Below are 12,683 nucleotides of genomic sequence, written 5' to 3'. Positions count from 1 at the left end.
CTGGTGAAAATATAAGAAATTTTTTTGAAGAAATATTATGATTAAAAAGGTAATTTTGCAGGGCGGGATTCCCCACCCTTCGCGTATCGTGTTACTTGTTGAACACTCTGTCGAAGATCCTGTCAACGTTCTTCGTATAGTAGTCGTAGTTGAAACAGTCACGGATTTGCTCTTCGCTGAGAGATTTGCGTAACTCGTCATCTGCAAGAAGGTACTGAAGGTAGAGAGATTCTCCTTTTTCATTGACGGTAGGTTTTCCCTGCTGGATCTCTTCCCATACTTTCATGGCATTGCGCTGCACGATCTTGTAAGCATCTTCACGGCTTACACCTGCTTTAGGCAGTTCAAGCAACACACGCTGGGAAAATACAAGTCCGCCGGTCTGGTTCAGGTTCTTCATCATATTTTCCGGCATCACGGTCATGTTGGCGATCACACCATTCATACGGTGGAGCATGAAGTCTGAAGTGATGAATGAATCCGGAAGCCAGAAACGCTCCGTAGAAGAGTGGGAGATATCTCTCTCATGCCAAAGCGCCACATTTTCCATAGCCGGCACAGCATAGGCTCGGATGATACGTGCCAGTCCTGTGATGTTCTCCGTAAGGATCGGGTTTCTTTTATGGGGCATAGCCGAAGACCCCTTCTGTCCTTTGGCAAAATATTCTTCCACTTCATAAACCTCTGTACGCTGCCAGTGACGTACCTGTACCGCGAATTTTTCAATGGAAGAGGCCAGAAGCGCCAATGCAGATGCCAGACGTGCATAACGGTCTCTCTGGATCACCTGGTTGGATACCGGAGCAGGTTTGAGTCCAAGCTCTTCCATGGCGTACTCTTCAAGCTCGAGCGGGGCGTGTGCGAAGTTACCCATAGCGCCTGAGATCTGACCTACCCTGATCACTTCCATGGTCTGTTCGAGGTTCTCGAGATGTCTTGCCATTTCGTCATACCAGACGGCCAGAACTAGGCCGAATGTGATGGGCTCACCATGGATCCCGTGGCTTCTTCCCACCATCAGCGTCATTTTGTGCTCAATCGCTCTTTTCTTGATGGACTCCATCATCATCTTCACATCTTCGATGATGATCTTGAGGGAACGTACCATTTGAAGCGCTACGGCAGTATCGACAGTATCGGAACTTGTCATGCCGTAGTGGAACCAGCGGCTTTCTTCCCCCAGTGTTTCGGAAACGGATGTGGTAAATGCAATAAGGTCATGCTTGGTGACCGCTTCGATCTCATCGATACGCTCTACGGAAAAACCCGCATTCTTTACGATCTTCTCTGCATCCTCATCAGGGATAAGCCCTATCCTGTTCCATGCTTTGACCACGGCAAGCTCTACATCGAGCCATGCCTGATACTTTGCTTGCATCGTCCAGTTCTTCGCCATCTCTTCTCGTGAATATCTTTCTACCATGCCATACCTTTATGTCTGTAAAATTTTGGTATTATTCTACCAAAATAGCAGTTACATAAGGGTTAGAACATATGCCATTTGTCAAAGAGAAGTTTCACGTGAAACATAAGATGCCTGCCTTTCTGTTCATTATGAGACAATTCAACTTTACACAGGGACAGGCACAGCGGGTATTGGCAAAAGGACGCTTACTGATAGACGGTGAGTCCATCTTCAATACCGGTGCCTCCGTAGAAGGTGAAGTGGAAGTAGTATATTTCAAAGCGGCTTCACAGGGAAGATGTCCACTCTTCTCTAACAGGGACTTTATGATCTTTGAAAAACCCTCCGGCGTACTGGTGCATCCCAATACCATGTCAACCCCCTATTCAATGCTTGACGAGATACGTCATATCAGTGGCGACAATGCCAATGCGACACACCGCATAGATATGGAAACATCGGGATTGCTGCTCGCTAGCAAGCATAAAAAAGCAGAAACGCATCTGAAGAATTCCTTTGAGGCCAAAACGATCAAAAAGAGCTATCTCGCCTGGGTGGATGGCAGGCTAAACGAACCTTTTTCGGTCTCGGAAAAGATCAAGATAAACAATGACTACAGTCGGGTCAAGCACAAAGTTTTTATCTCTGATGCGGGCAAGGCATCACACACAGATTTTATACCTCTTCGATACAATGAAAGACTTGATGCCACACTGGTAGCCTGCTACCCACAGACAGGACGAACACACCAGATAAGAGTACATTTGTTTCACGTGAAACATCCTATTCTTGGTGATCCGATCTATGGTACGACATTTGATACTGCCAACCGATATCTCGAAGATGAGATCAGTGAAGAAGAACGTTTCCTGGAGACGGGAGCACGACGTCTGATGCTGCATGCGCATACACTCTCTTTCACTTATGGGAATAGGTTTCATATAAAAAGTAAGAGTGATTTTGGACAGATGTATGACCTTATCTGTCCGAAAGATGAACGTACCTTCAACAAGAAGTAAATCATTTTCTCTGTAGGGTGCGTAAACACGCACTGCTAAAACAATTTTCATACGATCAAAATTTTCTAAAAGGTAAAGCTAATTTGTGTTTGTTTGTAAAGTTGCCTCCAAGTTATTCTCGAGGCGTGCTACTCTCTTCATTTTTTTAGAAAAAACGAAGCAAAAAAGCGTCGTGTCTCTCGAATCGCTTCGCTTTCAAGGTCGTTCGACACGACAATGTATTGTATTAATAGATAGGCTATCGCCGAATATGAAATTGTTGAGTAAATATGCTTCTTTTGTCACTGAGCAGCAGTGTACCGATGTGACGTTTTTTTCCCTACTTTTTTAAAAAAGAGTAGGGAGAAGAAATTTGAATAAAGTAAAAGTCAAGATAACTTTTGTGGAGGTGATTTCAGATGTTATGCTTTTGTTTCACAGGAAACAATAACCTACTCATCCCTGTTCGCTTCATAAATAAACCAGCCGCCGCCGACACCCACAACCAAAACGATAAAAACCAATAACGCTATCTGCACATCAGGCATTTATATCTCTCCCTCAAGTTCTTGTTCCCGCAGTTGTCCGCAGGCGGCTGAAATATCAAGCCCCTTGGACTCACGGATGGTGCAATGTAGTCCTCTTTTGGTTAAATACTCCTGAAACTTTTTCATATCTGCTTCGGAAGGCCGTTTGAATTCCGTACCCCCGTAAGGATTGAAGTAGATCAGGTTGACCTTGGCTTTGATGCCGTCAAGCAGGGAGAGCAGTTTCTTTGCCGCTGAGATATCGTCATTGACATCCTTGATGACAAGATACTCGAACATCACACGCTTTCTGTCGTTGACAGGGAAATTCTTTACTGCGGTAATGATCGACTCGATATTGTAGGCTTTGTTGATAGGCATAAGCTGTTGACGTAGTTCATCATCAACAGCATGCAGGGAGATGGCCAGGTTGACGCCAAGCTCCATTTTGCCAAGCTTCTCGATCTTTGACGAGAGGCCGGAGGTTGAGATGGTCTGGCGATGTGGGGCAATAGCCATACCTTCCTCTTCTGCGAATATCTTGACAGACTTTGCTACGGCTTCGAGATTGTCAAGAGGCTCACCCATTCCCATAAAGACGATGTTGACACGACGGTTGGCAGCGATGTCATTGTCCTTTTTGATCATACGGAGCTGTTCAACGATTTCACCGGCAGTCAGATTTCGCATAAAACCGCCCTTTGCGGTCAAACAGAAGGCACACCCTACCTTGCACCCTACCTGGGAGGAGATACACACTGTATAGCGCTCCTGATGCTTTACAGAGCCATCTTCATGATATTCTTTGTCACGCATCAGGAGAAGCACGGCTTCGACTGTATGTCCGTCATGGAGTTCAAAGAGATACTTCCGACTGCCGTCCATACTGTCCTGTACCGTAACTGTTTTAAGGGGTGCAAGCGTGTATTCTGCGTCTAGTTCTTCCCGCATTGCTTTTGGAAGATTTTTCATCTCCTCAAAGGAGGCAGCGTATTTGTGGTAGATCCAGTCATAGATCTGTTTGGAGCGGAAAGCAGGCTTGATCTTTTCTGCAAGTTCTTCTTTGGTGAGGTCCTGTATGATTTTTTTATGCGTCGGCATTGCTTGCCTCCATATACTGTATTTTAATTCTTGATTTCATTTCAATTCTTTCGTAGGTCGGGATGAGGACACCCCGACCTACACTTTTACTTCTTTGCCCGCTCTTTTACGTAAGCATCCAGACGCTTCATCGCCTCTTTCTGATTCTTTTCAAAATCCTCATGCGCATTTTCATCACAGTAATTCGTCACACAGAAGATACCTCCGGCGGAGATCTTGTAAAACTGGGCGACTTTCATCACGGCAAAGAACTCCATATTCTCGATATGCACATTCTGTGCTGTATAATAGGGACCCATCTTCTTGTCTGTGGTGATATAATTCGAGGAGTTCACGATTGTTTCACGTGAAACATCCATAACACTTGTAACAACATTGTCAAGCGGGCTGTATGAACCACCTGTAAAGAAACTGTTCTCTATGTTGGCTGCGGTCTTGGACTCGATGATGTCGAAGATCTTCTTCTCCCCGTAGGAACCCGCTGTACCTACAAATAGGATATAGTCCGGTTTTTTGGCTTCGCAGAGTCGGGTGAGGTTGATCGCAACCTCCATCATTCCCACCCCTACGGGCATAGCGAAATCGAACTGTTCGCTCTTTCCTGCACAAATGATCATCTTATATCCTTACCGGTATGTTTTTTGTTTTGAGATAGTGTTTGAGTTCCATGATGTCTATCTCTCTGAAGTGAAAGATCGAAGCGGCAAGTGCTGCATCGGCATTCCCTAAGGTAAATGCCTCCTCAATATGCTGCATGGTTCCCGCACCACCGCTCGCAATGACAGGAATGTTGACCAGTTCTCCGATCTTTCTGTTGAGCTCGTTGTCGAACCCTGCTTTGGTGCCGTCCGCATCCATGGAAGTGACGAGCAATTCACCGGCACCTCTCTCGTACGCCTCTTTGGCCCACTGCAAGGCATCGATGCCGGTGTCATTTCTTCCACCATGTGTAAAAATATGCCATTTGCCATTTCCGACTCTCTTTGCATCAATGGCCACAACGATACATTGTGAACCGAAACGCTTGGCACCTTCCTCGATGAATTCGGGACGTTTGATGGCAGCCGAATTGATGCTGACCTTGTCACAGCCGACATTGAGAAGGTTGTAGATATCGGGCAGTTCACGTATCCCTCCGCCTACGGTCAAGGGGATGAACACTTCCTGTGCCACTTTCTTTACGACATCGACAATGGTGTCACGCCCTTCATGGCTGGCGCCGATATCGAGAAAGGTGATCTCGTCTGCGCCCTCTTCGTTATAGCGTTTGGCCACTTCCACCGGGTCGCCTGCATCGCGCAGGCCTACAAAATTGACACCTTTGACCACTCTTCCTTCATTGACATCGAGACATGGGATGATTCTTTTTGCGAAATAATCCATCTATTACCTAATATTACTGTATTTTTATGGTAGAATTATACAAAAATTATCCCAAATAGGGGATTAGCATCAGGTATAAAGGTAGATTATAGTATGATTATTGAAAATTTAGCCGAATTTGCGAGTAAGAAATTTGGCCAGAATTTTCTGAAAAGTGATTATTACCTTCAGCAAATCATCCAAGCGATGCCCAATGACGGCCTTCGGGTCGCAGAGATCGGGCCTGGCTTAGGTGATTTAACCAAAGAGCTTGTAAAAGCTCGAAATGTCACAGCATTTGAGGTTGATAAAAGATTATGCGAGCATCTTACATCGGAATTCGAGGAGCCTATCCACAACGGGAGCTTCGAACTGCGCTGCGGAGATGTGCTTGAGCGTTGGGCGTCGGGGAGCCTGCTGGATGAGCCTTATCATCTAGTAGCCAACCTGCCCTATTATATCGCGACCAATATCATCTTAAAAGCATTGAAGGATGAACACTGCCGGTCCGTACTGGTCATGGTTCAGAAGGAAGTTGCCGTAAAATTTGCGGCAGAGGCAGGAGAGAAGGCGTTTTCCGCTCTCTCTGTACTGGCCTCGACCGTAGGGAAGGCGACGCTCTGTTTCGAGGTTGAGCGCGAAGCATTCGTCCCTCCCCCGAACGTCACTTCCGCCGTGCTTTTAATTGAGAAGAACCGGTCATTCGATGATGAGAAGTTTGAAGCGTTCCTGAAGATCGCTTTTTCGCAGCCGCGAAAAAAACTTTCCAAAAATCTTATGACGGCTTTTCCCAAAGATTTGGTAAAAAAGACTTTCGCAGAACTGGAACTTCCTTCCACGATGCGGCCTCATGAAGCTGGGACATCTATTTATCATCACTTATACAATGAATTAAAGGATAATTTAGATGGAAAACAACAAACCAAACAGCGAAAACTCTCAAAATCAAGGGCCAAAAACCGGGGATAATAAAGCGCAGGAAAACAAATCTCAGCGTAATAGAAGACCTAACCCCCACAGACAGAACAGAACAGAGAGCAGCCAGGGCGAAAATAGACAAGGTAACAATCCCAACAGAAAGCCCAACCAAAACCGTAAACCAAACCCGAATAGACAGCAGAACGCTTCTGAAGGCCAGGGAAACAACCAGAACAGAAGACCAAACCCTAACCAAAAGAATAATCAAAACAGAAAATCTAATAACAGTCAGAATAGAAATAGCAACCAGAACAAGAACAGGAGCAAACGCAAGAATGTCACGACAGTGAATGATGCGATGCGCGCTTCTATGGAAGAGAATAAACGTGTCCAGGAAGCCAGAATGGCACCATGGAAGCAGATCGACATCAATTCCAAGGGCAAGGTACGTTTTACACCGCTTGGAGGACTTGGCGAGATCGGCGGGAATATGGCAGTACTCGAAACGGAAAGTACTGCGATCGTCATTGATGTGGGCATGAGTTTCCCGGATGAAACGATGCACGGTGTAGACATCCTGGTACCGGATTTCTCTTATCTGCATGCGATCAAGGACAAAATCAAAGGGATCGTGATCACACACGGGCACGAAGACCACATCGGCGCAATGCCCTACCTCTTTAAAGAGCTAAAGTTCCCAGTGTACGGTACACCGCTGGCTTTGGCGATGATCGAGAACAAGTTCAATGAACATGGGCTCAAAGCAGATGCGAAATACTTCAATTTTGTGACCAAAAGAAAGCAGTACACTATCGGCGACATGAAGATCGAATGGATGCATAACACCCACTCAATTATCGATGCCTGTTCTCTTGCAATCGAAACACCGGCAGGCACTTTGATACACACGGCTGACTTCAAAGTGGACCATACGCCTGTGGATGGCTATACAATGGATCTTCAGCGTTATGCCTATTATGGTTCCAAAGGGGTATTGTGTCTCTTTTCCGATTCCACGAACTCGCATAACCCGGGATTTACCAAGAGTGAGACAGTGGTCGGTAAAACCTTCGATTCCCTCTTCGAAATGGCCAAAGGGCGGGTCATAATGTCGACTTTCTCCTCGAATGTCCACCGTATCTTCCAGGCGATGGAACGTGGGGTGAAGCACGGAAGAAAGATCTGTGTGATCGGGCGATCCATGGAGCGAAATGTCGAAACCAACCGTGCACTCGGCTTTGTAGATATTGAGGATAAACATTTCATCGAGGTACATGAAGTACCAAAATATGCAGACCATGAAGTCCTCATCGTTACTACAGGTTCTCAGGGGGAGACTATGGCGGCATTGAATCGTATGGCGACCGATGAACACAGACATATCAAGCTCAAGCCGTCTGATACGGTCATTATCTCCGCTTCAGCAATCCCGGGGAACGAAGCTTCCGTTTCCAAACTGATGAACCTGCTGGTCAAAGCAGGTGTGACGGTACGTTACAGAGAATTTTCCGATATCCATGTCTCCGGACACGCAGCACAGGAGGAGCAGAAACTTATCCTCAGACTGGTACAGCCAAAGTTCTTCCTCCCGGTACACGGTGAGTACAATCACATTGCAAAGCATGCGAAAACTGCGGTAAGCTGTGGTGTGGATGAGAGAAATATCCTTCTCATGAGCGATGGTGACCAGGTCGAGATCACACCGAAGTACCTCAAGAAGGTCAAAACGGTCAAATCAGGCAAGACTTATATCGACAACCAGAACAATATGACGATCGAGAACGATGTAGTACTCGACAGACAGAAGCTGGCAGAAGACGGTATCGTGACCATCGTGGCACAGATCGCACAGAGTAACGGAAAAATGGTCGGTAAACCGGTGGTTTATACCCATGGCCTTGTTCCTGACAAAGAAGACAAGAAATTCGCCAAAGAGATCGAAGTACTGCTTGAAACGATGCTTCTCAATATGAAAGGAGAAGGCCTGAAAGACCATATCCATGTCGAGAACGAGATCCGTAATGCAGTGCGCAAGCATGTGATCCGCAGCAAAAAGCGCTATCCGCTTATCATCCCTACGGTCTTTATCGTATAATTCCCATTTGCCGGGGTAAGGGGTACCCCGGTTTACATCTATGTTATAATCACAAATACATATCTTATTTTAAAGCAGAAGCATGGATCTTATTCAAATCGCACAGGAAACATTTCAGACGGAAGCAGAAGCCCTGCTGACCATGACAGAGCGTCTTGACCAGAATTTTTTGGATGCGATAGAGACGATCTTTTCCACCAAAGGCAAGCTGATCGTTACCGGGGTAGGAAAATCAGGTCTTGTCGGTGCCAAAATGGCGGCGACGTTTGCCTCTACGGGCACTTCGAGTTTCTTTCTGCACCCTACCGAAGCCTTACACGGTGACCTCGGGATGATAGGAAAGGATGACACGCTGCTTGCGATCAGCAGCAGTGGGGAAAGTGAAGAATTGACCAAGATACTGCCACATATCAAACGCTTTGAGATACAACTGATCGGCCTGACAGGCAATGCCGATTCGACACTGGCACGTTATGCGGATGTCTGGATCGATATCTCTGTGGAGAAGGAGGCCTGTCCGCTCAATGTGGCTCCAACGACCTCTACAACCCTTACGATGGCTCTGGGAGATGCTCTTGCGGTCGCACTGATGCACAAAAGAGGATTCAGAAAAGAGGATTTTGCCTCATTCCATCCGGGAGGTTCCCTGGGCAAAAGGCTGTTTGTCAAGATCAAAGACCTGATGCGCACGGAAAACCTTCCTGTTATCAAAGAGAATACACCACTCAAAGAAGCCGTAGTAGCTATGAGCGAAGGGAAGCTCGGTACCGTACTCGTTGTAGATGAAAATGATGCTTTCACCGCTTTGCTAAGTGATGGTGACCTCAGGCGTGCCTTGATGCGTGAGGATTTCAGTATGGAGCAGCCTGCCATTGACTATGCAACGCAACACCCGAAGAGTTACAGCAATACCGAGCTGCTTGCGAGTGAAGCATTGGAAATTATAGAGAATGAACGTATACAGCTTCTTCCGATCACGGATGAAGCCGGAAAGATCATCGGAGTACTGCATATCCATGACCTTGTCAATGCGGGGATCAAAAGCAGATAAACAAGACAGGAACACACATGAGACTGAACAAATACATTGCACACCACACAAAATACTCACGACGTGAGGCCGACAGGCTGATCGAAGAGGGAGAAGTCACTCTGAACAAAAAAGTGCTTCGGGATTTTGCCTATGATGTGCAGGAGGGTGACCATATCTATGTCAAAAGCAGACCGATTAAGCCAAGCAACGAGATAACCGTCATTGTCTATAATAAACCCAAAGGGGTGCTGGTCACTAAAAAGGACGACCGGGGACGTGCAACCATCTACCACAAGCTTCCGGGTAAATTCAGGCATTTTGTGCCTGTAGGAAGGCTGGACTATGCCTCAGAGGGACTTTTGATCCTCACGGACTCTGTAGAAGTTGTTACGGCGCTTATGGGGAGCGATCTGGAGCGTACCTACAACCTCAAGATCGATAAACCTGTCACACAGGAGATGGTTGCGGCGATGAACGAGGGGCTGGTCCTGGACGATGCAAGAGCCGGAGGCCATGAAAAAAGTAAAATATATGGTATGGAGTTCGCCCCTTTTGCGCACTTCGAGATCCGCTCCGAAGGAAAGAGCTATACCAAGCTCCGTGTAACAATTACGGAAGGGAAAAACCGGGAACTGAGACGATTCTTCGGACACTTTGATGCCAAAGTCCTTGACCTAAAGCGCGTAGCATACGGCGGGATAGAGCTCAACAACCTTCCTACGAACAAAACACGATTCTTTTCACGTAAGGAGTACGATGACCTGCACAAGTTTATGAAGCAGCTCAAAGCGGAAAAGAAAGTCGAAGTGAAAAACCGAGCCAATGCCCTCAAGCAGGAAGAGGCGAACAAAAAAGCCAAAAAGTCCGACAGAAGAGATTAGATCGTGGTCAATCTTGCACTGAAATACCGCCCCAAAACACTTGATGAGATGGTGGGGCAAAGACACCTTCTCGGCGAAGAAGCACCGCTGAGAAAGCTCATAGAAGCGGATGCCCTGCCCCATATTTTTCTCTATGGCCCTCCAGGCTGTGGGAAGACTACCCTCGCACGTATCATCGCGACACAGCTTGGTAGACCTTTTTACGAAATGAATGCCACCACCCTCAAGATTGATGATTTGCGCAAGATATTCAAAGAGTATGCCAATGCTCTGCAGAAACCTCTTATCTTCATCGATGAGGTGCACCGTTTGAGCAAGAATCAGCAGGAGGTATTGCTTCCTTTCATGGAGAATAATGCTGCCCTAGTTATCGGTGCTTCTACGGAGAATCCCTACTATTCCCTGACGGCGGCTATGCGTTCCCGTTCACATCTTTTCGAACTTGAAGCCCTTAAGCAGAAAGAGATGCAGGATTACTTGGCCAAGATCATAGCACTTCAAGCAATGGATGTAGAAGAAGATGCTGTGGAATACCTGGTCTTTTCAAGCGGTGGGGATGTCAGAGCGATGCTGAATCTGCTTGAAAGTGCACAAATGGTTGCTACCCCCGTTACATTGGAAACACTCAAACAAATACGCCCCCACGCCATGCAGGCAGGAAGCAGTGAGAGTGAAAGTCATTATGAACTCACTTCGGCCATGATCAAAAGTATCAGAGGCTCCGATATCGATGCGGCACTCTATTACCTTGCTCGCTTGATAGAGGGAGGGGAGCCCGCAGAGTTCATTGCCAGACGGCTGGCAATACTGGCAAGTGAAGATATAGGCAATGCCAACCCCCCTGCCCTGAATCTCGCCTCATCCGCCTTGAATATCGTGAAACACATTGGATATCCTGAAGCGCGTATCTCGCTATCACAACTGGTGATCTACCTGGCCTCCTCGCCCAAGTCGAACAGTGCCTATAAAGCCATCAACAATGCGCAGAAAGTTATAAAGAATGGGGAGATACACCCTATTCCGGATCACATCAAGACCCATGCAAAAAGTTATCTCTATCCGCATAATTTTGGGGGGTGGGTTGCGCAGAAGTACCTGTCTGTCCCGATGTATTTCTATGAAACGGAACAGATCGGGTTTGAAAAGACACTTTTTGAATGGCATGAGAAGATTGTCAAGGGCTGATGCCCTTCTTGTTTTAGATAAAAAAGATTATTTGAATGATGCAAGAGCGGCTTTAGCCTGCTCAGTGGTTAGTTCCCCTGCAAAGAATTTGGTCTCGACATCATCCACATGTTTCAGGAGTCTGCTTTTAATGGGTTCACCATGGACACGATTCTTGATGAAATCTTTCATCAGTGAGAAATCCGGGTAAAGATCAAGGAACTCCTCTTTCAGTGAGCCTTCGTTCCAGGCACCAATCTGTGTAGCGGTATCCACTCCTTCCACATTAAGTACGGCACGTCCCACGCTGTCCATGCCTTTATAGGTATCATATTTGTGTTTCTGCTCATAGGTATTGTTCCTAAAACGCTCATCCTCTTCCTGAATACCCCCGACAAAGTGGGTGATAAAGTAAAGAAAGGCCAACCCAATTGCAAGAAATACTAAAAAACTCTTATCCATTCTATTATCCTATTGATGATCTCTATGATATTATTATACAATGATTTTTAGAAATTAGGTAGGCTGAAAAGGTTTTAGAAGATTCTGGTTAAATGTGTTTTTTAGATTTTTGTAGATGGTGCGGATGAGAGGACTCGAACCTCCACGCCGTAAAGCACCAGATCCTAAGTCTGGCGTGTATACCAATTTCACCACATCCGCACAAATAACCTAACAAAAATAAGGTGGTACACCCGTCAGGATTCGAACCTGAGACCGCCCGCTTAGAAGGCGGGTGCTCTATCCAGCTGAGCTACGAGTGCATGTATAAGTATAATAAAATTAAAAAAAGTGGTACGCCAGAGAGGACTCGAACCCCTAACCCTCAGATCCGAAGTCTGATGCTCTATCCAATTGAGCCACTAGCGCTTCACTGGTAGAAAGGTTTTCTCTTCATTACCAATATGGGGTGGACGACGGGGCTCGAACCCGCGACAACCTGTGCCACAAACAGGTGCTCTACCAACTGAACTACGTCCACCATACAATTGTTTTATTATACTATCGATTTTAAATATCTAAATGGTCGGAGTGAAAGGACTCGAACCTTCGACCCCCTGGTCCCAAACCAGGTGCGCTACCAGACTGCGCTACACTCCGTTACCTCAAATCTAAGAAGATCAGATTTAAAAAGGACTGCAATTATAGTCAAAAGGTTTCGATTTGTCAATAGATTTTGCAAAAAAATGTAAAAAAAT

11 protein-coding genes and 5 tRNA genes are annotated in these 12,683 nt (G+C 46.3%); 6 read left to right on the top strand and 10 right to left on the bottom strand.

Annotated features, from left to right (window positions below; genetic code table 11):
* Positions 1 to 91: 91 nt before the first annotated feature.
* On the bottom strand, positions 92 to 1,423 hold the full coding sequence (purB, locus tag SUN_RS12350) for an adenylosuccinate lyase (protein WP_012084147.1): 1,332 nt from the start codon (positions 1,421 to 1,423) through the stop codon (positions 92 to 94).
* Positions 1,424 to 1,494: 71 nt separating this feature from the next.
* On the opposite strand from purB, the gene SUN_RS12345 reads away from it, so the two are divergent.
* Positions 1,495 to 2,424, top strand: coding sequence for an RluA family pseudouridine synthase (locus SUN_RS12345; RefSeq protein WP_012084146.1), 930 nt, complete (start codon positions 1,495 to 1,497; stop codon positions 2,422 to 2,424).
* A gap of 527 nt (positions 2,425 to 2,951) precedes the next feature.
* On the opposite strand, the gene rlmN is transcribed toward SUN_RS12345, so the two are convergent.
* The 3 genes from rlmN to hisF all read right to left on the bottom strand — a co-directional run bounded on the left by rlmN (position 2,952) and on the right by hisF (position 5,414).
* Positions 2,952 to 4,031 carry a 23S rRNA (adenine(2503)-C(2))-methyltransferase RlmN gene (gene rlmN, locus SUN_RS12340; RefSeq protein WP_012084145.1) on the bottom strand — a complete coding sequence of 360 codons (1,080 nt, stop codon included), beginning with the start codon at positions 4,029 to 4,031 and terminating at the stop codon, positions 2,952 to 2,954.
* An 86-nt stretch (positions 4,032 to 4,117) separates the two neighbouring features.
* On the bottom strand, positions 4,118 to 4,648 hold the full coding sequence (locus tag SUN_RS12335) for a purine-nucleoside phosphorylase (protein ID WP_012084144.1): 531 nt from the start codon (positions 4,646 to 4,648) through the stop codon (positions 4,118 to 4,120).
* Between the two features lies 1 nt (position 4,649).
* Entirely contained in the window at positions 4,650 to 5,414 is a 765-nt protein-coding gene (gene hisF, locus SUN_RS12330) for an imidazole glycerol phosphate synthase subunit HisF (protein ID WP_012084143.1), read from the bottom strand.
* A gap of 93 nt (positions 5,415 to 5,507) precedes the next feature.
* Between hisF and rsmA the strand changes: the two genes are divergently transcribed.
* The 5 genes from rsmA (at position 5,508) to SUN_RS12305 (ending at position 11,505) form a co-directional block, all read left to right on the top strand.
* The gene (gene rsmA, locus SUN_RS12325; RefSeq protein ID WP_012084142.1) at positions 5,508 to 6,362 is read left to right on the top strand and encodes a 16S rRNA (adenine(1518)-N(6)/adenine(1519)-N(6))-dimethyltransferase RsmA; all 855 of its coding nucleotides are present in this window, start codon (positions 5,508 to 5,510) and stop codon (positions 6,360 to 6,362) included.
* Complete coding sequence (locus SUN_RS12320; RefSeq protein WP_012084141.1) at positions 6,301 to 8,406, top strand: ribonuclease J; 2,106 nt, start codon at positions 6,301 to 6,303, stop codon at positions 8,404 to 8,406. Before rsmA ends, SUN_RS12320 begins: the two co-directional genes overlap by 62 nt.
* 82 nt (positions 8,407 to 8,488) lie before the next feature.
* Positions 8,489 to 9,457, top strand: a complete 969-nt coding sequence (locus SUN_RS12315; protein WP_012084140.1) for a KpsF/GutQ family sugar-phosphate isomerase — start codon at positions 8,489 to 8,491, stop codon at positions 9,455 to 9,457.
* Between the two features lie 17 nt (positions 9,458 to 9,474).
* Positions 9,475 to 10,320, top strand: a complete 846-nt coding sequence (locus SUN_RS12310) for a pseudouridine synthase (RefSeq protein ID WP_012084139.1) — start codon at positions 9,475 to 9,477, stop codon at positions 10,318 to 10,320.
* Between the two features lie 3 nt (positions 10,321 to 10,323).
* The gene (locus SUN_RS12305; RefSeq protein WP_012084138.1) at positions 10,324 to 11,505 is read left to right on the top strand and encodes a replication-associated recombination protein A; all 1,182 of its coding nucleotides are present in this window, start codon (positions 10,324 to 10,326) and stop codon (positions 11,503 to 11,505) included.
* A gap of 27 nt (positions 11,506 to 11,532) precedes the next feature.
* Here the strand turns inward: SUN_RS12305 and SUN_RS12300 are convergent, their stop codons facing one another.
* The 6 genes from SUN_RS12300 to SUN_RS12275 form a co-directional block, all read right to left on the bottom strand.
* The gene (locus SUN_RS12300; RefSeq protein WP_041672792.1) at positions 11,533 to 11,946 is read right to left on the bottom strand and encodes a hypothetical protein; all 414 of its coding nucleotides are present in this window, start codon (positions 11,944 to 11,946) and stop codon (positions 11,533 to 11,535) included.
* Positions 11,947 to 12,062: 116 nt separating this feature from the next.
* A tRNA-Leu gene (locus SUN_RS12295) sits at positions 12,063 to 12,147 on the bottom strand.
* 24 nt (positions 12,148 to 12,171) lie between these two features.
* Positions 12,172 to 12,248, bottom strand: a tRNA-Arg gene (locus tag SUN_RS12290).
* Positions 12,249 to 12,277: 29 nt separating this feature from the next.
* Positions 12,278 to 12,354: transfer RNA gene (locus SUN_RS12285), tRNA-Arg, on the bottom strand.
* Positions 12,355 to 12,390: 36 nt separating this feature from the next.
* Positions 12,391 to 12,466: transfer RNA gene (locus SUN_RS12280), tRNA-His, on the bottom strand.
* A gap of 42 nt (positions 12,467 to 12,508) precedes the next feature.
* Positions 12,509 to 12,585, bottom strand: a tRNA-Pro gene (locus SUN_RS12275).
* Positions 12,586 to 12,683: the final 98 nt, after the last annotated feature.

Origin of the sequence: Sulfurovum sp. NBC37-1, from assembly GCF_000010345.1 — a bacterium.
GTDB lineage: Bacteria > Campylobacterota > Campylobacteria > Campylobacterales > Sulfurovaceae > Sulfurovum.
Note: the sequence above shows the minus strand (reverse complement) of the source record. Positions and strands in the feature narration are given on the sequence as shown.